General features: G+C 48.5%; 1 protein-coding gene. It reads left to right on the forward strand.

Annotated elements, in window-relative coordinates; all coding sequences use genetic code 11:
• Positions 1-272: hypothetical protein (locus tag NLF92_RS12965; RefSeq protein ID WP_254102628.1), on the forward strand; the 272-nt coding region annotated here is incomplete at both ends.

The following is a 272-nucleotide window of genomic DNA, read 5'->3' on the forward strand; positions in this document are numbered from 1 at the left end:
TGCTTCATTACTGGTTGCACTGACGGTGATTCCTGCACTCGCAGCAAAAGCAAAACAGTCCGACCAACCCTTTGAAACAAACGCAGAGCTTGAGCACGTGCCACCCGCGAAGCGAACCGGTATTAACAAAGTGTTTTATATTGTTACCTGGCCAATTCGCATGGTGTTAAAACTGGTGTTTGTTTACGTGCCTATGCTTATCACCACGGTCGTTATCTCTATTTGGCGCGTGCTGAGCAAAATATGCGGCCTGGCATTGTACCCGTTTGCGC

This window comes from Opacimonas viscosa, from assembly GCF_024199005.1.
Classification (GTDB): domain Bacteria; phylum Pseudomonadota; class Gammaproteobacteria; order Enterobacterales; family Alteromonadaceae; genus Opacimonas; species Opacimonas viscosa.